The 22,049-nt window shown below is 65.8% G+C and carries 25 protein-coding genes; 14 read left to right on the top strand and 11 right to left on the bottom strand.

Features of this window, described 5'->3' with window-relative positions:
- Nucleotides 1-74 precede the first annotated feature (74 nt).
- The 3 genes from XH90_RS29530 to XH90_RS29520 all read right to left on the bottom strand — a co-directional run bounded on the left by XH90_RS29530 (nt 75) and on the right by XH90_RS29520 (nt 1,623).
- Complete coding sequence (locus tag XH90_RS29530) at nt 75-305, bottom strand: hypothetical protein (protein ID WP_194477780.1); 231 nt, start codon at nt 303-305, stop codon at nt 75-77.
- Between the two features lie 74 nt (nt 306-379).
- Entirely contained in the window at nt 380-607 is a 228-nt protein-coding gene (locus tag XH90_RS29525) for a hypothetical protein (RefSeq protein WP_194477779.1), read from the bottom strand.
- A 107-nt stretch (nt 608-714) separates the two neighbouring features.
- A complete protein-coding gene (locus XH90_RS29520) occupies nt 715-1,623 on the bottom strand; it encodes a LysR substrate-binding domain-containing protein (RefSeq protein WP_194477778.1) in 909 nt (302 codons plus the stop codon).
- 195 nt (nt 1,624-1,818) lie between these two features.
- Here XH90_RS29520 and XH90_RS29515 point away from each other — a divergent pair, with 195 nt between their 5' ends.
- The 3 genes from XH90_RS29515 to XH90_RS29505 all read left to right on the top strand — a co-directional run bounded on the left by XH90_RS29515 (nt 1,819) and on the right by XH90_RS29505 (nt 3,637).
- On the top strand, nt 1,819-2,598 hold the full coding sequence (locus tag XH90_RS29515; protein WP_194477777.1) for a sulfite exporter TauE/SafE family protein: 780 nt from the start codon (nt 1,819-1,821) through the stop codon (nt 2,596-2,598).
- On the top strand, nt 2,595-2,825 hold the full coding sequence (locus tag XH90_RS29510; protein ID WP_194477776.1) for a hypothetical protein: 231 nt from the start codon (nt 2,595-2,597) through the stop codon (nt 2,823-2,825). Before XH90_RS29515 ends, XH90_RS29510 begins: the two co-directional genes overlap by 4 nt.
- A gap of 113 nt (nt 2,826-2,938) precedes the next feature.
- Nucleotides 2,939-3,637, top strand: coding sequence for a glutathione S-transferase family protein (locus tag XH90_RS29505; RefSeq protein WP_194477775.1), 699 nt, complete (start codon nt 2,939-2,941; stop codon nt 3,635-3,637).
- On the opposite strand, the gene XH90_RS39150 is transcribed toward XH90_RS29505, so the two are convergent.
- Nucleotides 3,634-3,840 carry a hypothetical protein gene (locus tag XH90_RS39150; RefSeq protein WP_246755616.1) on the bottom strand — a complete coding sequence of 69 codons (207 nt, stop codon included), beginning with the start codon at nt 3,838-3,840 and terminating at the stop codon, nt 3,634-3,636. The genes XH90_RS29505 and XH90_RS39150 overlap by 4 nt on opposite strands.
- Nucleotides 3,841-3,954: 114 nt before the next feature.
- Here XH90_RS39150 and XH90_RS29500 point away from each other — a divergent pair, with 114 nt between their 5' ends.
- The 3 genes from XH90_RS29500 (at nt 3,955) to XH90_RS29490 (ending at nt 7,141) form a co-directional block, all read left to right on the top strand.
- The gene (locus XH90_RS29500) at nt 3,955-5,511 is read left to right on the top strand and encodes a DUF1800 domain-containing protein (RefSeq protein WP_194477774.1); all 1,557 of its coding nucleotides are present in this window, start codon (nt 3,955-3,957) and stop codon (nt 5,509-5,511) included.
- Between the two features lie 2 nt (nt 5,512-5,513).
- Nucleotides 5,514-6,731, top strand: coding sequence for a DUF1501 domain-containing protein (locus XH90_RS29495; protein ID WP_194477773.1), 1,218 nt, complete (start codon nt 5,514-5,516; stop codon nt 6,729-6,731).
- Between the two features lie 86 nt (nt 6,732-6,817).
- Nucleotides 6,818-7,141 carry an antibiotic biosynthesis monooxygenase gene (locus tag XH90_RS29490; protein WP_194477772.1) on the top strand — a complete coding sequence of 108 codons (324 nt, stop codon included), beginning with the start codon at nt 6,818-6,820 and terminating at the stop codon, nt 7,139-7,141.
- A gap of 16 nt (nt 7,142-7,157) precedes the next feature.
- On the opposite strand, the gene XH90_RS29485 is transcribed toward XH90_RS29490, so the two are convergent.
- The 6 genes from XH90_RS29485 to XH90_RS29460 form a co-directional block, all read right to left on the bottom strand.
- A complete protein-coding gene (locus XH90_RS29485) occupies nt 7,158-8,099 on the bottom strand; it encodes an aldo/keto reductase (RefSeq protein ID WP_194477771.1) in 942 nt (313 codons plus the stop codon).
- A gap of 263 nt (nt 8,100-8,362) precedes the next feature.
- Nucleotides 8,363-8,818, bottom strand: a complete 456-nt coding sequence (locus XH90_RS29480) for a GNAT family N-acetyltransferase (RefSeq protein ID WP_194477770.1) — start codon at nt 8,816-8,818, stop codon at nt 8,363-8,365.
- A gap of 81 nt (nt 8,819-8,899) precedes the next feature.
- Complete coding sequence (locus XH90_RS29475; RefSeq protein ID WP_194477769.1) at nt 8,900-9,706, bottom strand: PAS-domain containing protein; 807 nt, start codon at nt 9,704-9,706, stop codon at nt 8,900-8,902.
- A gap of 131 nt (nt 9,707-9,837) precedes the next feature.
- Nucleotides 9,838-9,993: a hypothetical protein gene (locus tag XH90_RS29470; protein ID WP_194477768.1), complete on the bottom strand. Its 156-nt coding sequence runs from the start codon at nt 9,991-9,993 to the stop codon at nt 9,838-9,840.
- Nucleotides 9,994-10,066: 73 nt separating this feature from the next.
- The gene (locus tag XH90_RS29465; protein WP_194477767.1) at nt 10,067-10,243 is read right to left on the bottom strand and encodes a hypothetical protein; all 177 of its coding nucleotides are present in this window, start codon (nt 10,241-10,243) and stop codon (nt 10,067-10,069) included.
- A 155-nt stretch (nt 10,244-10,398) separates the two neighbouring features.
- Nucleotides 10,399-11,049, bottom strand: coding sequence for a glutathione S-transferase family protein (locus tag XH90_RS29460; protein WP_194477766.1), 651 nt, complete (start codon nt 11,047-11,049; stop codon nt 10,399-10,401).
- 540 nt (nt 11,050-11,589) lie between these two features.
- Here XH90_RS29460 and XH90_RS29455 point away from each other — a divergent pair.
- The 6 genes from XH90_RS29455 to XH90_RS29430 all read left to right on the top strand — a co-directional run bounded on the left by XH90_RS29455 (nt 11,590) and on the right by XH90_RS29430 (nt 19,026).
- The gene (locus XH90_RS29455) at nt 11,590-12,792 is read left to right on the top strand and encodes a pyridoxal phosphate-dependent aminotransferase (RefSeq protein WP_194477765.1); all 1,203 of its coding nucleotides are present in this window, start codon (nt 11,590-11,592) and stop codon (nt 12,790-12,792) included.
- 161 nt (nt 12,793-12,953) lie between these two features.
- On the top strand, nt 12,954-13,433 hold the full coding sequence (locus XH90_RS29450; RefSeq protein WP_194477764.1) for a DUF992 domain-containing protein: 480 nt from the start codon (nt 12,954-12,956) through the stop codon (nt 13,431-13,433).
- A gap of 303 nt (nt 13,434-13,736) precedes the next feature.
- On the top strand, nt 13,737-15,785 hold the full coding sequence (locus XH90_RS29445; protein ID WP_194477763.1) for an elongation factor G: 2,049 nt from the start codon (nt 13,737-13,739) through the stop codon (nt 15,783-15,785).
- Nucleotides 15,786-16,014: 229 nt separating this feature from the next.
- Nucleotides 16,015-16,287, top strand: a complete 273-nt coding sequence (locus XH90_RS29440; protein WP_194477762.1) for a helix-turn-helix domain-containing protein — start codon at nt 16,015-16,017, stop codon at nt 16,285-16,287.
- A gap of 91 nt (nt 16,288-16,378) precedes the next feature.
- A complete protein-coding gene (locus tag XH90_RS29435) occupies nt 16,379-18,133 on the top strand; it encodes a SulP family inorganic anion transporter (protein ID WP_194477761.1) in 1,755 nt (584 codons plus the stop codon).
- Nucleotides 18,134-18,186: 53 nt separating this feature from the next.
- The gene (locus tag XH90_RS29430; RefSeq protein WP_194477760.1) at nt 18,187-19,026 is read left to right on the top strand and encodes a shikimate dehydrogenase; all 840 of its coding nucleotides are present in this window, start codon (nt 18,187-18,189) and stop codon (nt 19,024-19,026) included.
- Between the two features lie 55 nt (nt 19,027-19,081).
- On the opposite strand, the gene XH90_RS29425 is transcribed toward XH90_RS29430, so the two are convergent.
- Nucleotides 19,082-20,218, bottom strand: a complete 1,137-nt coding sequence (locus XH90_RS29425) for an alpha-hydroxy acid oxidase (RefSeq protein ID WP_194477759.1) — start codon at nt 20,216-20,218, stop codon at nt 19,082-19,084.
- A 100-nt stretch (nt 20,219-20,318) separates the two neighbouring features.
- On the opposite strand from XH90_RS29425, the gene XH90_RS29420 reads away from it, so the two are divergent.
- Complete coding sequence (locus XH90_RS29420) at nt 20,319-20,486, top strand: hypothetical protein (RefSeq protein WP_194477758.1); 168 nt, start codon at nt 20,319-20,321, stop codon at nt 20,484-20,486.
- Between the two features lie 219 nt (nt 20,487-20,705).
- A complete protein-coding gene (glmM, locus tag XH90_RS29415; RefSeq protein WP_194477757.1) occupies nt 20,706-22,049 on the top strand; it encodes a phosphoglucosamine mutase in 1,344 nt (447 codons plus the stop codon).

Below are 22,049 nucleotides of genomic sequence, written 5' to 3'. Positions count from 1 at the left end.
AGTCCGCCCCTTAGAAAAGGGCGAAAGCCCGTCCCTCCGCAGGCTGCTGACAGCAGGTTGGCAGCAGGCTCGAACTACGCCGCCGGCAGCGGCCCGTCGCCGTCCACGACCGTCAGGCGCGGTTCGAGGATGTCGAGATGGATCCCGCCGCAATCCGTGCAGCGCATGGTCCAGTACTCGCACCCGGCGCGTCCGCCGATCACACGGAGCACCGCGAGATCGCCGTCGCATTCCGGGCAGATTGTGATCACCTTGCGCGAATAGATTCTCGGCCGCGGTTCGTCGTCGTATTCGATCACTGACATGAACCGGTGTTCCCCCTGCTATGCCGCGCTGTCGCTCGGTCCTGCTGTCGTCTCGCCAAGCCTATTTGTCATGCCTATTCGTCGTCGCTGTCGTCGGTGTGCCGGCGGAAGCGGTCGATGTGATGCTTGGCGTCGGCGATCGCAGCGTCGGGATCGGGCCAGGCGAAGCCGACTTCCATGGTCGGAAACAGCACGCCGTCGATGGCAACCGGGCTGAAATCGGCACGCCGGATGCGGGCGTGCCACAGTCCCTTGCCAGCTTCGAAGGATTCGATGTCAAAGCCGTCGTAAAGGGTCGTCATTGGTAGTCCCCAAATGCTCGGATGTCGGAGGGTTAGAGGACCACGTTTGCGGATTTCGATATGTGAAGCCGTTCACAAGGGGCCGGCTTTTTCAGCTGGTTCCGAGCTCAGGCCCGCCCGGCAGTCCGCCGTCGCGGCCGCGTTGCGGGTTCCGCCGCTGCCCGCATGATCCAGCGGCGGAACGCGGCGAAATCGCGCTGTTCGGTCTGAAAGCTGCGGTACAGCAGGTACCAGCGCATGCCCTTGGGCACCGAGAGGTCGAACGGCGCGACCAGGCGTCCAGCGGCGAGGTCGTCGTCGATATAGGGCCGGATGCCCATGGCGATGCCAAGCCCGTCGGCGGCGGCCTGCAGCGCCTGGCCGTAGAACTGGAACTCCGGCCCGCGCGGAGTGATGCGGGGCAGATTCGCGGCCTTCAGCCAGAGCGGCCAGTCCTCGGGCGAATGTTCGACGCGGATCAGGCTCGGCCCCTTGAGGTCGGCCGGCCGTTTCAGGCTGGCGGCGAGGCGGGGCACGCAGACCGGCGTCAGGTCGCCGGCGAACAAGGGTTCGGCGACGAGCCCCGGCCAGTCGCCGGTGCCGAGCTTGATGCCGCAACTCCAGTCCTCGCCGAACGGCACCGACGCGCCGCCGGTGGTGAAGCGCACCTCGATGTCGGGCTCCTCGCTGCGAAACTCCGACAGCCGCGGGATCAGCCAGCGCATCGCAAAGGTGTGGCCGACGCCGATGGTGAGCACGCGTACGCTTGATGGCGCCGTCACCTGCGCGGTGAGGCTGGCGAGTGCGTCGAAGATCGGCGTCAGCCCGCCCTGATAGGCGCGGCCCGCCTGCGTCAGCACCAGCTTGTTGGCCTTGCGCTCGAACAGCGCGACGCCGAGCCGCTCTTCGAGCAGATGCACCATGCGGCTGACGGCGGCCGCCGACACGCTCAGCTCGATTCCGGCCGCAGCAAAGCTGCCGGTTCGCGCCGCCGCCTCGAATGCCTTGATGCCGTTGAGAAAGAGCAGCCGCCGCAAATCGATAACCCTCAGGAAAGCTGATGCCAGGCCAAGATAACTCAGTTTGCGCCGACACGGCAAGCGAGGCACAAACATCAGCGTAATTCATGCTGATTTGTCGAAGCTGAGGCGGCCCCCTTCGCTTCGCCCCGCAAGCGGGCAGAGGGAGTGAAGCAGCCTGCGTCCCTAACTCGCCTACAGGAGAATCCCCACGTGACGCCCATCATGATCGCTGCCCTCGGATTGCTGATGGTCGCCACCGCGTTCCTGTCGGGGCTGTTCGGCATGGCGGGCGGGCTGATCCTGATCGGCGTGCTGCTGGCCTTGATGCCGCTGCCGACGGCGATGGTGCTGCATGCGATCACGCAGATGGCCTCGAACGGCTGGCGCGCCCTGCTGTGGCGCAAGCACATCCGCTGGCGTCCCGTCGCGAACTACCTGGTCGGCGCGGCCATCGCGCTGGCGGCCTGGTCGCTCACGCGCTACGTGCCCGACAAGCCGATGGCGCTCTTGATGCTGGGCGCCACGCCGTTCATGGCGCGGCTGCTGCCGACCAACATCAAGCCCAACCCTGACAGCCTCTGGCAGGGCACCGTCTATGGCACGATCTGCATGGGCTTGATGCTGATGACCGGCGTCTCCGGCCCGCTGCTCGACACTTTCTTTCTCGGTGGCGATTTCGGCCGGCGCGACAAGGTGGCGACCAAGGCGATGTGCCAGCTGGTCAGCCATTTCACCAAGCTGATCTATTTCGGCGGCATCATCGACCAGGCCGCCACGCTCGATCCCGTGCTCGCCGGTATCGCCATCGCAGCCTCGATGCTCGGCACCTCGCTGGCGCGGCGCATTCTCGAAGCCATGACCGACCAGCAATTCATGACCTGGTCGAACAAGCTGATCACCACCATCGCCTGCTACTATATCGCCTATGGCGGCTGGCTCCTGCTGCGTGTGCCGGTGCTGGCCGCCTTCGACAAGGGAGTCCTGCAATGAGCTGTAAAGCCGACCCGCTGGTGCTGGACTTCGTCGAATGGATCGCGCGCGAGCCGCGCGCCTATGCCGAGGTGATCTCGACCTGGAAAACCTCGTGTCCCCGCCTCACCATCTGGGAGGACGCCGCCGATCGCGGCTTCGTCGCGCGCCAGACGCTGCCCGGCCTCGGCCTGGTCATAGCGGTGACGGAAGACGGCGAGAGGCTGCTGCGAACCAACGGGCGGTAGACGCGCACATCTGCCTCAACAACGTCATTGCGAGCGCAAGCGAAGCAATCCAGAATGTCTCCGCGGAAGCAGACTGGATTGCTTCGCTGCGCTCGCAATGACGGAGCCCCACGATGTCGCTCAAACTCTACGAACTCGTCGGCACCGACACCTCGCGCCCGTTCAGTCCGTTCTGCTGGCGCACGCGGATGGCGCTGGCGCACAAGGGGCTGACGGCGGAATCGCTGCCCTGGCGCTTCACCGAGAAGAGCACGATCGCGCCGCACGGCTCGGAGAAGGTTCCGGTGCTGCTGCATCACGACAAGCCGGTTGTCGATTCCTGGGCGATCGCGAATTATCTCGAAGACAATTTTCCCGATCGTCCGTCGCTGTTCGGCGGCGAGGGCGGTCGCGCCATGGCGCGCATGATCAACGCATGGGGCGACATCGCCATCGTCGGTGGCATCTTTCCGCTCATCATCGCCGACATCCCGAAAAACCTCGCCGAAATCGACGCCGACTATTTCCGCTCATCGCGCGAGGCGCGCTTCGGCGGCAAGAAGCTGGAGGAGATCATGGCGAGTCGCGACAGCACGGTCGTCGCGTTTCGCAAATCGCTGGAGATCATGCGGCAGACGTTCAAGACGCAGGCCTATCTCGGCGGCGCTGCGCCGAACTATGCCGACTACATCGTGTTCGGCGGCTTTCAATGGGCGCGCGTGGTGAGCCCGTTCAAGCTGCTCGAGGCGGATGATCCCGTCTATGCCTGGCGCGAAAGGCTGCTCGATGCGTTCGACGGCATGGCGCGGACATCGCCGGGGTTCGCGGTCTAGGCTTGCGCGGCCTCCGCCGCCGCCTTGCGCAAACATTCCCGGCACAGACAATCCTCGCCCTTGACCGGCATCGGCAGCTTGGCGCTTTCCTCCGCGCACCAGCAATTGCCCGACAAGTCGCAGCCGAACTCGGTGCCGCATCGGGAACAAACGAGGCGCCGCGGGGCCGGTGACGTGAACGCGATTTCTTTCGGATTTGTCATGATTTACGCAAAAGCTTTGGCGTCATTTTCATGTCGGGTTCATCCGTCGCTGCGGTATATTAGGCGCCGCGCACGGACCAGGAAAGCGGTTGGCAACGCGCGGAGGACAAATCGATGGCCCGCGATTCGCAAGCCGCCCTCGTCGCGCTGAACCGCTTCGGCTTCGGTGCCCGCGGCGGCGCCTCGGGCGATCTCATCAATGCGGCCTCCGATCCCCGCGGTTTCGTGAAGGCGGAGCTGGCGCGCCCCTTTGGCGTGCTGCTGGAGGCGCCGGGTCTGCAATCGACGCCGCAACTCGGGCAGGCGGCGTTTGCCTATCAGGACCAGGTCAAGCAGGCGCGTGAGGCCGCGAAGGCCGCTGCGCCGACAGAAGCGCCGCAACCGCCTGCCGAACAGAAGCCCGACAACCAGTTGCGGCGCAATCTCTCGCTCAACACGGTCGTGACCGAGATCGCAGGCCAGATGGCCGAAGCGAAGCCGGCCGACAACGCGATGAAGCCTGGCACCATGCAGCCCGGCGCCGCCGCGCCGGCCGCTGCAAAGCCGGCACAGCCGCTCAACGTGATCCAGAAGACCTTTCGCACCGAGGCGCTGGCGCGGCTGCAGCGCGCGATGCTGGTCGATTGCGGCTTCACCGAGCGCCTGGTCGTGTTCTGGTCCAACCATTTCTGCATCTCCGCGAGCAAGGGCGAACTGGCGCGGATGTGGGCCGGCGCGTTCGAGCGCGAGGCGATCCGCTCGCATGTGCTCGGCTGCTTCGCCGACATGCTGAAGGCGGTCGAGCAGCATCCGGCGATGCTGTTCTTCCTCGACAACCAGCAATCGCTCGGACCGGACTCGCGCGCGGGCCAGAACCGCAAGCGTGGACTGAACGAAAACCTCGCGCGCGAGATCATGGAGCTGCATACGCTCGGCGTCGGTGGCGGCTATACGCAGGGGGACGTCACCTCGCTCGCGCGCATCATCACCGGCTGGACCTTTGCCGGCCGCAAGGGACAACTCGGCGTACCCGGCTCGTTCGCGTTCAACGCCAATGCGCACCAGCCCGGGCCGCAAATGCTGCTCGGCAAGACCTATGAGCCGACCGGGCTGGCACAGGGCGAAGCCGCGCTCGCCGACATCGCCCGTCATCCGTCGACCGCGAATTTCATCGCCACCAAGTTCGCCCGCCACTTCGTCGCCGACGATCCGCCACCGGCGCTGGTGGCGCGGTTGCGCGATGTCTTCGTCAGGACCGACGGCGATCTCAAGGCGCTTGCGACAGCTTTGGTCGATTCCGATGAGGCGTGGAAAGCGCCGCTGACCAAGATGCGCTCGCCTTACGATTTCCTGGTCGCGAGCGGCCGGCTGCTCGCGCGGGTGCCGGAGGATCCCGGTTTCTACCTCAACAGTCTGAACCTGCTCGGCCAGCCGCTGTGGACCCCGGCCGGCCCCAACGGTTTCCCCGACACCGCTGCGGCCTGGGCGGCGCCCGAAGGCATCAAGCTGCGGCTCGACATCGCCTCGCAGATGGGCGCGCGGCTCGGGCCCAACATCGATCCGCTCGATCTCTTGGAATTCGCCGCCGCCGATGCGGCGTCGGCCGAAACGCGCAAAACCATCGAGCGCGCGGAATCGCGCCAGCAGGCACTGGCGCTGCTGCTGATGTCGCCGGAATTGCAGAGGAGATGAAGATGATCGACTGCGTCGAAAACCGGCTCCTCACCTCGCGCCGTGGTCTGCTGCTCGGCGGCGCTTCCTTCGCCGCCTGGGCTTATTTGCCGAAATTCGCGCGCGCGGCCGACGGGCACGATCCGCGTCTGGTCGTGGTGATCCTGCGCGGCGCGCTCGACGGGCTCGCGACCGTGGCTCCGATCGGCGACCCCGATTATGCCGGCCTGCACGGCTCGATCGCGCTCGCGTCCAATGGCGCACATCCCGCGCTGATGCTCGATTCCTTCTTCGGTCTGCATCCGTCCATGCCGGAATTCGCGCGGATGTATCGCGCGCAGCATGCGGCGGTGATCCACGCCGTCTCGACGCCTTACCGCGACCGCTCGCATTTCGACGGCCAGGACGTGCTCGAAAGCGGCTATGGCGGTCCGGGCCGCGTGCAGTCCGGCTGGCTCAACCGCGCGCTCGAGGCGCTGCCGCGCGGCGAGCGCGTGTCGAGCGGACTCGCGGTCGGCCCGACCACGCCGTTGGTGCTGCGCGGCAGTGCGCCGACGGTCGGCTGGGCGCCGGTCGCGCTGCCGCAGGCCGACGACGACACCGCGATGCGCCTCGTCGATCTCTACCGTCATCGTGATCCGGCGCTTGCGTCGGCGCTGTCGCAGGGCCTCCAACTGGAGAAGGCCGCGAGTGGCGACGACATGAAGCCGAAGCCCGGCAACCAGGTCGCCCAGATGCGTCAGGTCGCACGCGGCGCGGCCAAGCTGATGGCCGCCGATGACGGCCCGCGCATCGCCGCACTCGCCTTCGACGGCTGGGATACGCATGCCAATGAGGGCGGTCCGGTCGGGCGGCTCGCCTTCCTGCTCGGCGGTCTCGACGGCGCGCTCGCCGAATTCGAAAGCGGCCTCGGCGATCGCTGGCGCGACACCGTCGTCGTCGTCGCCACCGAGTTCGGCCGTACCGCGCGCATCAACGGCACCGACGGCACCGACCACGGCACCGGCACCATCGCGCTGCTCGCCGGCGGCGCCGTGAAAGGCGGCCGCGTCATCTCGGACTGGCCGGGGCTCAAGCCCGCCAATCTCTATGAAGGCCGCGACCTCAAGCCGACCACCGATCTGCGCTCCGTGATCAAGGGCGTGCTGCAAGGCCAGTTCGGCCTGTCGGATCAGGTGCTGGCCCAGACGGTGTTCCCGGACAGCGCAAGCGCAAGGCCGATGAAGGGGTTGGTGGCTTAGCCACCGTCGCCGTCATTGCGCGCTCGCGGCTTGCGGCGCGTCGCGGAATAACGACATGATTGCGTGAGCATCAGGAGAGACAAGTCATGTACATCGCCATGAACCGCTTCCGAGTCACCAAAGGCTCAGAGGCTGCCTTCGAGCAGGTCTGGGCGTCGCGCGACACGCATCTGGACAAGGTGCCGGGCTTCGTCGAATTCCATCTGCTGAAGGGGCCGGAGCTCGAGGACCATACGCTGTACGCCTCGCACACAGTGTGGGCGAACCATGCCGCGTTCGAGGCCTGGACCAGGTCGGAGGCGTTCCGCGCAGCGCATGCCCGCGCCGGGGACAACAAGCCGCTCTATCAGGGCCATCCCCAGTTCGAAGGTTTCGAGGTCAAGCAGACCGTGGGACGCGGCGCCAAGTAGCGCCGCATCCTCAACGTTAGCCCAGCGTGATCCTGTCGATCTCCGCCATCTCCTCGGCGCTGAGCTGCCAGGCGATCGCCTTGACGTTCTGCTCGACCTGTTCGGCCCGGGTGGCGCCGGCGATCACGCTCGACACCTGCGGACGGGCGGCGAGCCAGGAGAAGGCGAGCTCGAGCATCGAGTGCCCGCGCGCCGTCGCAAAGGCCTGGAGCTTCTCGACGATGTCTTCGTTGCGCGGCGTGACGTAGCGGTCGCGCAGCCGCGGTGTCTGGCCGAAGCGGGTATTGTCGGGCGCGGCCACGCCGCGCTTGTACTTGCCGGTCAAAAGTCCGCTTGCGAGCGGGAAGAACGGCAACAGGCCGAGCTTGTATTCCTGCGCGACCGGCAGCAGATCCTTCTCGATGTCGCGCACGACGAGCGAGTATTCGTCCTGGCAGGAGACGAACCTGGAGACATTCATCGCGCGCGCGACGTATTCCGCTTCGGCGATCCGCCAGGCCGGAAAATTCGAATTGCCGATGTAGCGCACCTTGCCCTGCCGGACGAGATCGTCCAGCGCGCGCAGACTCTCCTCGATCGGCGTCAGCGGGTCATAGTCGTGCTGCTGATAGAGATCGATGTAGTCGGTCTTCAGCCGCTTCAGGCTCGCTTCGACCGCGTCCATGATGTAGCGGCGCGAGGCGCCCTGCTTTGTGCCGTCCTCGGTCATCGGCTTGGAGTATTTCGTCGCCAGCACGATGTCCTTGCGGCGGTCGCCGAGCACGGCGCCGAGCACGTTTTCCGAGCCGCCCCTGTTCGAATAAATGTCGGCGGTGTCGAACAGCGTGATGCCGAGATCGAGCGCGCGGTGGATCACCTTGCGCGAGGCTTCGAGGTCGATACGCTGGCCGAAATTGTTGCAGCCGAGCCCGACCGCGGACACGCGCAGGCCGGAGCCGCCGAGATTACGAATTTCCATGGGAGATCCTGTGAGAACGAAGCAGGCGCCCATTGTGACCGCGGTGCGCTGCACCGGCAAGCGGTCGCCTGCGTTGCTGCCATGCCGGCACGAGAGGCCGGGCAAAAAAATGCGGCCCCTGTCAGACGCGGCGACTGACGGGGACCGCTTGGGGCGCTTGATCGGTGACGGGGGGCCTGATCAGACGCGACTGCAAGGTAGTCGCGGTGTGTAACGCGCCGGTGACATCAGGAGTTATCCACAGGCTCGCCGCCCGGTGGCCGTCAGAAGATCTTGCGGTAGACGATGAAGCCTGAGCGTTCCGCGACCTTGTCGTACAGGCTCTGAGCCGTGGTGTTGGTCTCGTGAGTCTGCCAGTAGACCCGAGGCGAGCCCGCGATTTTGGCGCGCTCGTACACGCCATGGATCAGCGCCGAGCCGACGCCCCTGCCGCGCGCGGCCTCGTTCGTGAACAGGTCCTGCAGATAGCAGGACGGCTCGATCGCGGTTGTGCTGCGATGGAACAGATAGTGCGTGAGCCCGAGCAGCTTGCCTTCGCTCTCGGCGACCAGCGCATGCACCGGCTCATAGGCATCGAAGAAGCGCTGCCAGGTCGTCTTGGTGATCTCGGGCGCGAGCGCGGTCGGACCGGAGCGGCCGTAGAAGGCGTTGTAGCCGTCCCACAACGGTAGCCATTGATCGTAATCCTGCCTTGTGACCGAGCGAATGATGAGCGACATCTGGGAAATCCGTGATCGAAGGGCCGATGAGGCGTCCTTGATACGGATGATGGCGCTGCGGATCAATCGCGTTGTCGCGCGTCACTCCGCAACGCGCAGATATCGGATCAGCTTGCGGCTCGCGGGATCGCGCAGCGAACGATAATAATCCCCGCGCGCCGGCGCGTCGGTGTGGCGCACGAGGTCGGTCACCGGCGTGTAGCTCAGCATGCGGCCGCCGTCGGGCAGCGCGGTGCAGACGAAGCGCAGCACCTCGCCGTTGCGCAAGGCGATGTTGATCGGGGTGGCGTCGCCGATCCGCACCATCTCCATGCGCTGCGCGATGAAGACGCCGAGCTCGTCCTCCGGCAGCTCGAACGCGCCGGTGTCGCGGCCGTGATACATCAGCGCGATGAAGGGCGGCCTATCGTCGGCCTTCTCGTCCGGCAGCGCGAAGTAATCGCGGAAGGCGCGGTTGATGAATTCGGCGCGGGTCTCGGCATCGAGCAGCACGATGCCGATATCGACCTGATCGAGCGCGGCCGACAGCCGCGCCGCGGTGGCGTGGTTGTGCCGCTCGGCGGCGAGAGCTGCGAGCAGGCGTTCGCGCATCAGGCCGGTGATGGCAGCGGTGCCGAAGGCCGTCACCGCGAGGAGCCCGACCAGATCGGCGGCGGCAGGGAGGGGCATGGCACGATGGCCAAGGAAGAACAGTGCAGCGCCCGCTACGGCGAAGGCCGCGCTGGTCATGGCGGAGGCAAGGCCCGACAGCGCGCCGGCAAGCGCGACAACGCAGACGAACAGCGGCGCTGGCGAGGGAAGGGGAACGGCGCGATCGAGCACGATCGCCAGCAGAGCAATCGCTGCCGTCAGCACGGGACCTGAGATGGCGCGCCATCCGAACCGCATGGGGCCCTCGCTCGTTCCTCCCTGAACGAAATAAGGCCGCCAGACTGACGCATGGCTGCGCGAGCGCAATGCGATTTCACGCAGCGCGCTTAAGCGGAGCTTGCCTGCGCGCTCAAAGCTTTCGGATGATTTTAGACCAAATGCGCGTGCATGATGCGCTGTTGCCCGGGCGCATTCCATGTCGACGTCCCCGGCGCCTTGCGGGTGCCGACGAAGATCAACAGCGACGCCGCAACCAGGATGGCTGCTGTCAGGGTGATTGCAACGATGACCACAGGCGATTTCATCGGCGTCCCGTCGCGATGCCATCAGGCGCGGGGCCGCGCGGCACCTTGAAGGCTGTCGAGGATGAAACGGCGATCAGACCGGCAGACCCATCGCCATGGTCGCCTTGGTCGACAGCACCGTGAGGGTGACGATCAGGCACAGCGAGAGGGCGGCGACGGCGAGCGAGGCCGCGACCGCGCTGGCTAGCCGGGAAGACGAGACGGTATCGGTCTGGCCCTGAAAGCCGACCGTGCCGGACGCCCGAATCATGGTCTAAATCCTTCAACGTGCGAGCGAATCACCCGCGACGCCGAATAACTTCACAATTTCAACCGGCAATATTGGGGCGGCAATCGCGCCGAACATGGCCGGATTGGGGCAAAGGTTAACGCAACCCCCGCTATTTCTTAACGCCGCACCGGATTTCAGGCTCCGGCCGCGATGCTGGCGGGATCGTCGATGTCGGCGGGACGCCAGTCCATCGCCACGAAGCCCGGCGCCGCCTCGACGCGCTTGAGCCAGTCCCGGATCGCCGGGAACGGCTCCAGGTCGAAGTCGCAACGGTCGGCGAGGTGGGTGTAGCCGTACAGCGCGATGTCGGCGACCGTGAGCTGACGCGCTGCGAAGTAGTCGTTGGTCTTGAGATGGTTCTCCATCACCTGGAGCGCGCCATAGCCGCGCTCCATCCAGTCCTCCAGCGCGTGGGTCTGCAGGTCGCGGCCACCCTTGACCAGCGACAGCCAGAAATAGGCGGCGCCGATATTTGGTTCGAGTGCATGCTGCTCGAAGAACATCCATTGCAGCGCCTCGGCGCGATCGATCCGATTCTCCGGCGCCAGCGGCGTGCCGACGGCGACGTACCAGAGGATGGCGTTGGACTCCGCGAGATAGCGGTTGTCGCCGACCTCGAGCAGCGGCACCTGGCCGGACGGGTTCTTGGTCAGGAAATCAGGCGTGCGGCTCTCGCCACGCAGAATGTCCACCTCGACCGCCTCGTAGGGTACGTTCAACAGCGCCAGCGCAAGGCGGACCTTGTAGCTGTTGCCCGAGCGTTGCATCGAATAGAGCTTGTACATTCTGGGAGTTCGATTCCAAGGACGGGAAGATGCGGTGCATGTTGCCCCGCACCGCGGCTAAACAATGATGCCGATGGGAATCAGCCGCAAGGGCCGGGTACTAGAAAAACTCGAAAACCCTGCCGCACCGCAATGCCAGGGAAGGTCATGTTCGCACGACGCCGCAATTCAGATCACGCCTGCGTCAACATGCACGACTCATCGCGTCGCGCGATCGCGCGAGAGGCGATGACAGGGACGCGATCCCACCCGTGCTGGCGATCAGTGGCAGCTCTCGCGCGTCAGGCCGCCGTCAGTTTTGTGGCGCTCGGACCCCGCAAAATTGCTCCGAGGACAAGCCTTGCCGGATATGTGGGGATTGCGGGGCAAAGTTGCGGAAAATTGCGGGAAATCGAGGCTCCGGCCGCGCGAAATCCGTAAACTTTTGCGAGATCGGGCCGAAGTTTCTTGCGGTGCAGCGGCACACGTTTTAGGGTGGCTCCATTCCCACAATTGGAGTCGTGAGGCCAGAGGGTTCACGACGCTTGTCAGGAGATGACGATGTCCTTCCTTGCCGCTGCGCTCGACCGTGTGAAGCCGTCCGCGACCATCGCGGTCACGGATAAAGCACGCGCGCTGAAAGCGGCGGGCCGCAACGTCATCGGCCTCGGCGCCGGTGAGCCCGACTTCGACACGCCCGCCAACATCAAGCTGGCGGCGATCCACGCCATCGAGTCCGGCAAGACCAAGTACACCGCGGTCGACGGCATCCCCGAGCTGAAGGACGCGATCATCGCGAAGTTTCAGCGCGAGAACGGCGTCGCCTACAAGCCGAACCAGATCATCGTCGGCACCGGCGGCAAGCAGGTGCTCTACAACGCCCTGATGGCGACCATCAATCCGGGCGACGAGGTGATCATCCCCGCGCCGTACTGGGTCAGCTATCCCGAGATGGTGGCGCTCGCCGGTGGCGAGCCTGTGCCGGTGGTCTGCACGGCCGCTCAAGGCTTCAAGCTTCAGGCCGAGGCGCTCGATCGCGCCATCACGCCGAAGACCAAATGGGTGATCCTGTGCTCGCCGTCGAACCCGACCGGCGCGGCCTATACCAGGGCCGAGCTGAAGGCGCTCACCGACGTGCTGGTCAAGCATCCGCACGTGTGGGTGATGACCGACGACATGTACGAGCACCTCGTCTATGACGACTTCCAGTTCACCACCGTCGCGCAGGTCGAGCCCAGCCTCTACGACCGCACGCTCACCGTGAACGGCGTGTCGAAAGCCTATTGCATGACCGGCTGGCGCATCGGCTACGCCGGTGGTCCCGCGCATCTCATCAAGGCGATGGCGACCATCCAGTCGCAGTCGACCTCGAACCCGTCCTCGATCTCGCAGTGGGCGTCGGTGGAAGCGCTGAACGGTCCGCAGGATTTCATCGCTGCCAACAACAAGGTGTTCAAGGAGCGTCGCGACCTCGTCGTCTCCATGCTCAACCAGGCGAACGGCATCGAGTGTCCGCGTCCCGAAGGCGCGTTCTACGTCTATCCGTCCTGCGCCGGCACGATCGGCAAGAAGGCGCCGTCGGGCAATCTGATCTCGAACGACGAGCAGTTCGTCACCGAGCTGCTGGAGACCGAAGGCGTCGCTGTCGTGCAGGGCTCGGCCTTTGGCCTCGGCCCGGCATTCCGCATCTCCTACGCGACCAAGACCTCGGACCTCGAAGACGCCTGCAAGCGCATCCAGCGCTTCTGCGGCAATCTGCGTTAAGCTTGCAGGTACGATCCGATACGAAAGGGCCCGCTTCGCGCGGGCCCTTTTTCTTTCACGCCCGCGCGATCTGGCACGCTCATGCCACTTGTGGCATAGAACGCCCTGCGGCTTCCTGCCGCGCCTCTTTGCTCGCATCACATTCATTGCCGGAGACATTCATGCACCGCTCACTCCTCCTCGCCGGACTCACTGCTGCGTGCCTCGTCGCTTCCATCGCGGGTGCCAGCGCGCAGTCGCGGCTGGTACGGGTCGGCGTGCTCGAATGCCGCGGCGGCGCCAGCATCGGCTTCGTGGTGGGATCGGTGACCAATCTCGGCTGCGTGCTGCGCGCCGACGGTCTGCCCGAGGACCGCTACATTGCAACGATCCGCAAGGTCGGCATCGACCTCGGCATCACCCAGGAGACGTCGCTCGCCTGGGGCGTGTTCGCACCGGTCAATCGCCTCGGCCCCGGTGATCTCTCCGGCAACTATGCCGGTGCGCAGGGCAGCGCCTCGGTCGGCGTCGGCCTCGGCGGCAACGTGCTGGTCGGCGGCTCCAACAATTCGATCGCGCTTCAGCCGCTCAGCGTGCAGGGCCAGGTCGGCCTCAACGTTGCCGCTGGACTCGAAAGCCTGGAACTCCGTCCAGGCCGTTAAGGCGTTCCGTCATTGCAGGCGAGGATCTCTTTCTCTTTACCTCTCCCCGACGGGGAGAGGTCGGATGGCGGTAGCAATCCGGGTGAGGGGCCGTCGCGTTTAGTGAGACTGTAACCTTCACCCGGATCGCATCTTTCGATGCGATCCGACCTTCGGGAGAGGTGGAACATCGATCGATAGCGATACGACGAACTGACGACGCACCGCAGCGACGTTTGATGCTTGCCAAATCTCGGGGACGGGCAGAGCATCTGCATTTGCCGACCCAATCATGGGCCGAGCTCCACACCAAGGAGGCGGCGAATGGGACAAGACGTCAGAAGTCCCCGAGGTCCACGGTGCATTGCGCTGGTGGGCCCTTTCCAATCAGGTAAAACCACACTTCTCGAAGCGATCCTGGCGCGGACGGGCGCAATCCCGCGTGCCGGCAGCGTCGACGACGGAACGTCCGTCGGCGACGCCACGCCCGAGGCCCGTCACCACAAGATGACTGTCGGGCTGACTGCCGCCACCACGAGTTTCATGGGCGACAGCTATACCTTCCTGGATTGTCCCGGTTCCGTCGAGTTCGCCCACGACATGCGCGCCGCGCTTCCCGCGGTCGACGCCGCCATCGTGGTCTGCGAGGCCGACGAGAAGAAGCTGCCCCAGCTTCAGATCATCCTGCGCGAGCTGGAGGAGCTGAAGATCCCGCGTTTCCTGTTCCTCAACAAGATCGACCGCGCCAGCAAGCGCATCCGAGAGACGCTCGCGATGCTCCAGCCCGCCTCGCGCGTGCCGCTGGTGCTGCGCCAGATTCCGATCTGGAAGGGCGAGCTGATCGAGGGCTTCGTCGATCTCGCACTGGAACGTGCGTTCATCTATCGTGAGCACAAGGCGTCCGAAGTGGTCGCGCTCGACGGCGGCAATCTCGATCGCGAGAAGGAGGCGCGCTTCTCGATGCTGGAGAAGCTGGCCGATCACGACGACGCACTGATGGAGCAATTGCTGGAGGATATCCAGCCGCCGCGCGATGCCGTGTTCGACGATCTCGCCCGCGAATTGCGCGAAGGACTGATCTGCCCCGTTCTGCTCGGCGCGGCCTCGCGCGAGAACGGCGTGCTGCGTCTGATGAAGGCGCTGCGCCACGAGGCGCCGGGGATAGCAGAGACGGCAAAACGTCTCGGCGCGCCCTCCGCGAAGGACGCGCTCGGCTTCGTCTTCAAGACGCTGCACTCGCAGCACGGCGGAAAGCTGTCGCTGACCCGGTTGCTCGCCGGCCATCTCGACGACGGCGCCACGTTGCAGTCCGCTTCCGGCGGAACGAGCCGCATCTCCGGCATTCTCGCCGTCAACGGTGCTTACGACACCAAGCGCGCCACGGCTGACGCCGGCGACACCGTGGCGCTCGCCAAGCTCGATCCGATCAAGACCGGCGACACCGTGTCGAGCGGCAAAACCGCGCCCGCTGCGCTTGCCGCCGCCGAGCCGACGCCGCCGGTGCTCGCCATTTCGGTTGCGGCCACCGACCGCAAGGACGACGTCAAGCTCGGCCAGGCCTTGATGCGGCTGCACGAAGAGGATCCGTCGCTCGTCGTCGTGCAGAACGCCCAGACCCATGACACCGTGCTGTGGGGGCAGGGCGAGATGCACTTGCGCGTCGCCAGCGAACGGCTGCGCGATCGCTTCGGTGTCAAGATCACCTCGCATCCGCCCGCGATCGGCTACCAGGAGACCATCCGCAAGCCGATCGTCCAGCGTGGCCGCCACAAGAAGCAATCGGGCGGTCACGGCCAGTTCGGCGATGTCGTGCTCGACATCCAGCCGCTGCCGCGTGGCGAAGGCTTCAGGTTCGCGGAGAAGGTGGTCGGCGGCGCTGTGCCACGCAACTATATCGGCGCGGTGGAAGAAGGCGTCGTCGACGGGCTCGCCCGCGGCCCGCTCGGCTTCCCCGTCACCGATGTGCAGGTGACGCTGACCGATGGCTCATATCACAGCGTCGATTCCTCCGACCTCGCCTTCCGCACGGCGGCGCGGATCGGGCTCAACGAAGGCCTGCCGCAATGCCAGTCGGTCTTGCTGGAGCCGATCCATGTGGTCGAGATCGTGTGTCCGACCGATGCCACCGCCAAGATCAACGCGATCCTGTCGGCGCGGCGCGGCCAGATCCTCGGCTTCGACACCCGCGACGGCTGGAGCGGCTGGGACTGCGTCCGTGCCATGATGCCCGAAGCCGAGATCGGCGAACTCATCGTCGAACTGCGTTCCGCCACCGCCGGCGCCGGCAGTTTCACGCGTCAGTTCGACCATATGGCCGAAGTCACGGGACGCGCCGCCGACCAGATCATTGCCGCGCATCAGCACGCGGCGTGATCCGACCAGCGCAGTAAGGGCGCATTTGCTCTTTCGTCCTCTCCCCGTTCTCGCGGGGAGAGGAGACTTGGGGCTGGGCTCTCTCCACGCGTCATTGCTTCGTCGCAAGAGCTCCTCGCAGTGACCGAGGAGACAGCGAGGCCCCCTTGCGCTCGCCTCGATATGATGTATTTTACATCATTGTACATGCACAAAATATCAATTATAAGAGCTAAAACGTGAGGCCAAGGTGATCACGTCATTCCAGATGCGGGCGGCCCGCGCGCTGCTCGGCATTGACCAGAAAACCCTGGCCGAGCTTGCCGGCGTGTCGCTGCCGACCATCCAGCGGATGGAGGCCTCGACCGGCAATGTGCGCGGTGTGGTCGAGACCTTGATCAAGGTGGTCGAGGCGTTCGACCGGGCCGGTGTCGAGCTGATCGGCGAACAGGCGCGCAGCGACAGCGGAGGACGCGGCGTTCGGCTGAAGGAGCCGGGGCCGCCGCGTCGGATGGGGGCGTGATCCCGCGACGATCATGCTCGGGAGCAGTCTGAACTAACGCACCGTCGCGCCGAAGCACGCGGCCGCACGATGCAGTGGAGCATTGTGGGCAATGAGCATCACCAGCGAAAGCGCAGGCGGACTGCGTCAGTTGCGTCAGCCGACCTTTGCCGAATTGTACCTGCCAAAACTCGTCACCGTCTGGCGCGAAGGCTATGGCCTCGCGGATTTTCGCGCTGACGTGTTCGCGGGTCTCACCGTCGCGATCGTCGCGCTGCCGCTGTCGATGGCGATCGCGATCGCCTCGGGCGTAACGCCGGATCGCGGGCTCTACACGGCCGTCGTCGGCGGCTTCATCGTGTCGCTGCTCGGCGGCAGCCGTTTCCAGATCGGCGGTCCCGCCGGCGCCTTCATCGTGCTGGTCGCGGTGACCGCCGAGCGGCACGGCGTCGACGGCGTGATCCTTGCCACCCTGATGGCTGGCATCATCCTGATCGCCGCGGGTCTGCTGCGCATCGGCACCTACATCAAGTTCATTCCCTATCCGGTCACGGTCGGCTTCACCGCCGGCATCGCCGTGATCATTTTTGCGAGCCAGCTTCGCGATCTCTCGGGCATCACGCTCGCGGGAAAGGAGCCGAGCGAGTTCGTGCCGAAACTCGTCGCGCTCGCGGGGGGGCTCAACACCATCAATCCCGCTACGGTCCTGGTCGCGCTGGTCAGCATCGCCATCATCGGCGCCTTGCGGATCTGGCGGCCGTCCTGGCCCGGCATCCTGATCGCGGTCGTGCTCGCGGCCATCGCGACCGCCGCACTGTCGCTCCCGATCGAGACGATCGGATCGCGTTTCGGCGGCATCCCGCGCGAGTTGCCCTCGCCGGCGCTGCCGGCGTTCTCGCTCGCCAAGGCGACGGCGGTGCTGCCCGATGCGATCTCGTTCGCCCTGCTCGCGGCCATCGAATCTCTGCTGTCGGCGGTGGTGGCCGACGGCATGACCGGGCGCCGCCATCGCTCCAATTGCGAGCTGGTTGCGCAAGGCGCGGCCAATATCGGCGCGGCGCTGTTCGGCGGCATCTGCGTCACCGGCCTGATTGCGCGCACCGCGACCAACATCCGGGCCGGCGCGCGCGGGCCGCTGGCGGGCATGCTGCACTCGGTGTTCCTGCTGCTGTTCATGCTGGTCGCAGCACCGCTCGCGAGCTACATCCCGCTCGCCGCACTCGCGGCCGTGCTCGTCGTGGTGTCCTGGACCATGGCGGAGAAGCACGAATTCGCGACGCTGCTGCGCTCGTCATGGGGCGACGCCGTCGTGCTGCTCGCGACCTTCCTGCTCACGATCTTCCGCGACCTCACCGAAGGCATCCTGGTCGGCTTCGCGCTCGGCGCGGTGCTGTTCATCCATCGCATGGCGGAGATGACCGGCATCGAGGAGCGTTCGCCGCTGGTGGCGGCCGATCGTCCCGACGACGGCAATGGCGAGCGCGTGCCCTACGACGCCGCGCTCGCGGTTGATCGCGACGTTCTGGTTTACCGCATCACCGGTGCGTTCTTCTTCGGTGCGGCGTCCGCCATCGGGGGCGTGCTCGACGGTATCGCCGACAAGCGCAAGGCGCTGGTGGTGGATTTCGCGGCCGTGCCGTTCCTGGATTCCACCGCGGCGAACGTGCTCGGCCGCGTCGCCGCCAAGGCCAAGCGGCAAGGTATCCGGCTCTTCATCACGGGGGCCTCGCCCGCGGTGCGCCGTGCGTTGCTGACGCATGGCGTCGGCCCGCGACGTGCGCGTTATCGTCAGACCATCGAGCGTGCGGTCGCGGACATCAAGGCCGCCCCGGGGGCGGCCTTACCCGCGGATCAACCGCCTGCTTGACAGGACCGGCCGGACGCGAAATGGATCGCCCTCGAACACGACCCGAGGGAAGGATGACGACGCCCAAACCGCCCGCAGCCTGCTTGATCGGATGGCCGGCCGCGCATTCGCGCTCGCCGCTGATCCATCACTATTGGCTGCGCACGCTCGGCATCGCGGGTGGCTATGTCATCGAGGCCGTTCCGCCCGATGATCTCCGGGATTTCGTGCTGCGGCTGTCGCTGCGCGGCTTCGTCGGGGCCAACGTCACCATTCCGCACAAGGTCGGCGTGCTCGAACTGTCGACCCCCGATGCGCGCGCCAGGGCCGTGGGCGCCGCCAACACGCTGTGGTTCGAAGACGGCGAACTGCGCTCGACCAATACCGACGTCGAGGGCTTTCTCGGCAATCTCGACGCCAGCGCGCCCGGCTGGGACAAGGCCGATGAGGCGCTGGTGATGGGGGCGGGGGGCTCCTCGCGCGCGGTGGTGTTCGGCCTGCTCGAACGCGGCTTCGCGCGCATTCATCTTGCCAATCGCACGCTGGCCCGCGCCGAGGCGCTGGCCGCGCAGTTCGGGCCGAACGTGCATCCGCGGGCCTGGGACGGGATCAACGACGTCCTGCCGCAGGCCAAGCTGCTCGTGAACACGACCTCGCTCGGCATGCACGGCCAGCCCGAACTCGAGGTCGATGTGGCGCGCCTGCCCGAAGCCGCCGTTGTCGCCGATCTCGTCTACGTTCCCCTCGTGACGCCGCTGCTCGCGGCCGCCAGGGCCCGCGGACTGAAGACCGCCGACGGGCTCGGCATGCTGCTGCACCAGGCGGTGCGCGGCTTCGAGCTGTGGTTCGGCCAGCGGCCGCAGGTCACGGCCGAGCTCCGCGCGCTGGTCGAGGCCGACCTCTCAAAGACTTGAGAGAATAGTGCGCGGTCCCTCGCCCCGTTCTTACGGGGAGAGGGCAAACCGCGGCTCACACCGCAATGACATGATCGTCGATCTCGTCGATCCGGTTGACGCCGCACAGGCCCATCGTGGTCAGCAGCTCCTTCTGGATGATGTCGATCGCCTTGGCGACGCCGGCCTGGCCGCCGGCACCGAGGCCATAAGCGTAGGCGCGACCGATCATGCAGGATTTTGCGCCGAGCGCGAGCGCACGCATCACGTCCTGGCCGGAGCGGATGCCGCCGTCGAACATGATCTCCATCTTCTCGCCGACCGCATCGACGATCTCGGGCAGCACCTCGATCGAGGACGGCGCGCCGTCGAGCTGACGGCCGCCGTGGTTGGAGACCACCAGCGCCTGTGCGCCGGTCTTGGCGGCTTCCTCGGCGTCCTCGACGTCCAGAATGCCCTTGATGATGAGCTTGCCCGGCCAGATGCTCCGGATCCATTCGACGTCCTTCCAGTTCAGGGAAGTGTCGAACTGCGAGGCGGTCCATTCGGCGAGGCGGTTGAGATCCTCGGTGTTCTTCACATGGCCCGCGATGTTGCCGAAGGTGCGGCGCTTGCCCCGCAGCACGCCGGAGACCCAGGCCGGCTTGGTCGCGAAGTCGATGAACTTCGACAGCGACCACTCGGGCGGAATCGTCATGCCGTTCTTGATGTCGGCATGACGCTGGCCGATCACCTGCAAATCGACGGTCAGCACCAGTGCGCTGCACTTCGCCGCGATTGCGCGCTGGACCAGATCCTTGATGAAGCCGCGGTCCTTCATCACGTAGAGCTGGAACCAGAACGGCTTGTCGACGGCGGCCGCGATGTCCTCGATCGAGCAGATCGACATGGTCGACTGCGTGAACGGGATGCCGGCGGCCTGCGCCGCGCGGCAGGCGTGAATCTCGCCGTCGCCATGCTGCATGCCGAGCAGGCCGACCGGCGCCAGTATCAGCGGCATGGTCGAGGGCTCGCCCAAAATCGTGGTCGAGGTGTCGCGCTTGGAGACGTCGACCAGGATGCGCTGGCGGAACTTGATCTGCTGCATGTCCTCGCGGTTGGCGCGCAGCGTTTCCTCGGCATAGGAGCCGCGGTCGCAATAGTCGAAGAACGCCTTCGGCACGCGGCGCTTATGCAGCGCGCGAAGATCGTCGATACAGGTGATGTGCTTCATGAACGTTCCCCGCCCCGTCTTAAGAAGTCTTGCATCGGAAGATTGAGGGGTCATCTAGCATGGTTGGATGCACAGCCAAATCGTTTGCGAGAAGGGCGCCATGACCAAGCCGCACAAAGGACCCTCGCCGAAGGAGATCAAGGAAAAGCAGGACCTGGAGGAGGCGCTGGAAGAGGGCCTCGAGGAGACATTTCCGGGCTCCGATCCCGTCAATGTCATCCAGCCGGCGCCGAGCCGCGAGGACGGTCACGTCAAGCGCAAGCCCTGAGGGGCAGTTCCGCCTCGTTCCGGCGCTCAAACCGGAAGTATAGTGTTAACAACAGGTTACCATGGTACCGGTTTCCCGGTTCCGTAATGATTCATCATATTTTTTGAAGCCAATTTAGCGGTGTAAGGCTTATAAGAGCCTAGCAAATCAGGGATGCGGGGCCCGCCAGGGCACCCGGAGGTTGTCTTGGGGATTCCTGGTTGTTGCGTGGGGGACGATATGAGCCGCAAATATTTCGGGACGGACGGGATCCGGGGCCGCGCTAACGGACTGATCACGCCGGAACTCGCGCTCAAGGTCGGCCAGGCCGCCGGCCTTGCATTTCAGCGCGGTGACCACCGCCACCGGGTCGTGATCGGCAAGGATACTCGCCTGTCGGGCTACATGATCGAATACGCGATGGTCGCGGGCTTCACCTCGGTCGGCATGGACGTGCTGCTGGTCGGCCCGATGCCGACGCCGGCGGTCGCGATGCTGACCAAGTCGATGCGCGCCGATCTCGGCGTCATGATCTCGGCCTCGCACAATCTGTTCGAGGACAACGGCATCAAGCTGTTCGGCCCGCAGGGCTTCAAGCTCTCCGACGACGTCGAGAAGCAGATCGAGCAGCTGCTCGACGAGCCGATCGAGAAGCGGCTTGCACAAAGCGCGAGCCTCGGGCGCGCCCGCCGTATCGACGGCGTGCACGACCGCTACATCGAATTCGCCAAGCGCACGCTGCCGCGCGATCTCTCGCTCGACGGCCTGCGCGTCGTGGTCGATTGCGCCAACGGCGCCGCCTACAAGGTGGTGCCGGAAGCGCTGTGGGAATTGGGCGCGGACGTCGTGCCGATCGGCGTCGAGCCGGACGGCTTCAACATCAACAAGGATTGCGGCTCGACCTCGCCGGAAGCGCTGTCGAGGAAGGTGCGCGAGATGCGCGCCGACATCGGCATTGCGCTGGACGGCGACGCCGACCGCGTCATCCTGGTCGACGAGCGCGGCCATGTCGTCGACGGCGACCAGCTGCTGGCGGTGATCGCGCAGAGCTGGAAGGAGGACGGCCGTCTGTCGCGTCCGGGCATCGTCGCCACCGTGATGTCCAATCTCGGCCTCGAGCGCTTCCTGAAAGGGCAGGGGCTCGATCTCGTGCGCACCCCGGTCGGCGACCGCTACGTGCTCGAGCAGATGCTGAGCGGCGGCTACAATCTCGGCGGCGAGCAGTCCGGCCACATCATCCTGTCCGACTACGCCACGACGGGCGACGGTTTCGTCGCCGCGCTGCAAGTGCTGGCCGTGGTGCAGAGGCTGCGCCGTCCGGTCTCGGAGGTGTGCCACCGCTTCGATCCGCTGCCGCAGATCCTCAAGAACGTCCGCCACAAGGGCGGCAAGCCCCTCGACGATTCCGACGTCAAGTCTGCCATCTCGGACGGCGAGAAGCGCCTCAACGGCCACGGTCGCCTGCTGATCCGCTCCTCCGGCACCGAGCCCGTGATCCGCGTCATGGGCGAAGGCGAGGACCGCATCCTGGTCGAGGACGTCGTCGACACGATCGTCTCGGCGCTGGGGCAGGCGGCGGCCTGA

The sequence above is a fragment of the Bradyrhizobium sp. CCBAU 53338 genome (genome assembly GCF_015291665.1).
Lineage (GTDB): Bacteria > Pseudomonadota > Alphaproteobacteria > Rhizobiales > Xanthobacteraceae > Bradyrhizobium.
This window is presented reverse-complemented; position numbering and strand designations above follow the sequence as displayed.